2 protein-coding genes are annotated in these 2,280 nt (G+C 45.6%); both read left to right on the forward strand.

Features of this window, described 5'->3' with window-relative positions:
- Window positions 1-216: 216 nt before the first annotated feature.
- Window positions 217-861 (forward strand): ribonuclease T, encoded by a 645-nt coding sequence (rnt, locus tag KIV40_RS24890; protein ID WP_005439693.1) that lies wholly within the window; start codon window positions 217-219, stop codon window positions 859-861.
- A 28-nt stretch (window positions 862-889) separates the two neighbouring features.
- Window positions 890-2,215 (forward strand): Na+/H+ antiporter family protein, encoded by a 1,326-nt coding sequence (locus KIV40_RS24895; protein WP_041853303.1) that lies wholly within the window; start codon window positions 890-892, stop codon window positions 2,213-2,215.
- The last annotated feature ends 65 nt before the right edge of the window (window positions 2,216-2,280 follow it).

The following is a 2,280-nucleotide window of genomic DNA, read 5'->3' on the forward strand; positions in this document are numbered from 1 at the left end:
GAGGTTACTTGGGTATAAGGAGTTAACGCTCACTTTGGCAAGTGCGTAAAATGGTAAATAACATCGCGAGAATAACAGGTGCACGTTAACCTTGTTTTTAGTTATAACCCTTACTGGCTAACGGGAAATAGAATTTTACATTTCTCCCAAATTGCGGTTTTTCTCATCGGTAGAATCTGCAATAATGCAGCCTTCGTCACACAAATATAAGCCAACATGACAATAGAAAATGAAGCTCTGACCCTGAAAAAGCGTTTTCGTGGTTATTTTCCAGTGGTAGTAGACGTTGAGACCGCAGGTTTCAATGCTCAAACTGATGCACTTTTAGAAATCTGTGCTGTCACCCTTAGCATGGATGAAAATGGCGATCTGCATCCTGCCTCAACCATTCATTTTCATATCGAACCTTTCGAAGGCGCGAATTTAGAAAAAGAAGCACTTGAATTCAATGGCATTCGTGACCCATTCAGCCCTCTTCGCGGTGCAGTATCAGAACAAGAAGCACTCAAAGAAATCTACAAACTAATCCGTAAAGAGCAAAAAGCGGCCGATTGTTCGCGCGCCATCATGGTGGCACACAACGCTGCTTTCGACTTAAGTTTTGTTAATGCAGCTAACGAGCGCTGCAAACTAAAAAGAGTCCCTTTCCATCCATTTGCCACTTTTGATACCGCAACATTAAGTGGGCTTGCTTATGGTCAAACTGTTCTCGCTAAAGCATGTAAAGCTGCAGGGATGGAATTCGACAATCGTGAAGCGCATTCTGCCCTTTACGATACACAACAAACTGCAGAATTATTCTGTGGCATCGTCAACAAATGGAAGGCCCTAGGCGGTTGGCCGCTTGTCGACGAAGAATAATAAGTAAACACAACATATTAGGAAAAGTATGAATCCTGTCGTTATATCTGTGTGCGTCATGCTCGTGTTAGCATTGATGCGCGTAAATGTGGTGGTTGCCCTCACGTTTAGTGCCATCGTTGGTGGCCTTGTTGCTGGCATGAGCCTTGGGGATACGGTTGCCGCATTTGAAAGTGGTCTAGGTGGCGGTGCGACTATCGCGCTAAGCTACGCAATGCTAGGTACTTTTGCTGTTGCGATTTCTCGCTCTGGCATCACTGACCTTCTTGCAAAAAGCGTTATCAAGCGCCTAAATGGTAAAGAGAGCTCTGCGTCGACTACGGGTCTAAAATACGCAGTATTGGTTGCTCTTGTACTTGTTACCATGTCATCTCAAAACGTGATTCCAGTACATATCGCCTTCATTCCAATTTTGATCCCACCTCTTTTGGGCGTATTCGCTAAGCTGAAGCTGGACCGTCGTTTGGTTGCTTGTGTGCTTACCTTTGGTTTGATCACGCCATACATGGTTCTACCAATCGGTTTTGGTGGTATCTTCCTTAACAATATCCTTCTGAAGAATCTGCATGACAACGGTCTAACCGATGTTGTGGCAAACCAAGTTCCTACTGCAATGCTGTTGCCGGGCGCAGGTATGTTGTTTGGTCTTCTAACTGCGATCTTCTTTAGCTACCGTAAACCTCGTGAATACAAAGAGACTGAACTGACCGTTGTTCAAGAATCAGAAGCGAAGCTAAATAAGAAGCACATCATGGTTGCAGGCTTGGGTATTATCGCAGCGTTAAGCGTTCAACTTTACACAGGCTCGATGATCATTGGTGCATTAGCTGGCTTCATGGTATTCACTTTCGGCGGCGTTATCGCGTGGAAAGAGACGCACGATGTGTTCACTAAAGGTGTTCACATGATGGCAATGATTGGCTTCATCATGATTGCAGCGGCAGGTTTTGCGGCAGTAATGAAGCAAACTGGCGGCGTTGAAACACTGGTACAATCGCTATCAACCAGCATCGGTGACAACAAACCTCTTGCAGCACTATTGATGTTGATCGTTGGTCTGTTGGTAACAATGGGCATTGGTTCATCGTTCTCTACGATCCCAATCCTTGCAACTATCTATGTTCCGCTATCACTAGCATTCGGCTTCTCGCCAATGGCAACTATCGCCCTTGTTGGTACGGCAGCCGCTCTTGGTGATGCTGGCTCTCCTGCTTCAGATTCAACGTTAGGCCCAACATCTGGCCTAAACGCAGACGGTCAGCACGAACACATTTGGGAAACCGTAGTACCGACATTTATCCACTACAACATTCCACTGATCATCTTCGGTTGGATTGCTGCAATGGTGCTGTAATCGCACCATCGGATGGATACAATTCGTTACGAAAAAGCCGCTCAATGAGCTAACTCCGATCAGTT

It is taken from the genome of Vibrio sp. D173a (assembly GCF_030248475.1).

Coding starts and splice junctions, on each gene's coding strand:
- rnt (WP_005439693.1), top strand. CDS start 217: ATGACAATAGAAAATGAAGCTCTGACCCTGAAAAAGCGTTTTCGTGGT.
- KIV40_RS24895 (WP_041853303.1), top strand. CDS start 890: ATGAATCCTGTCGTTATATCTGTGTGCGTCATGCTCGTGTTAGCATTG.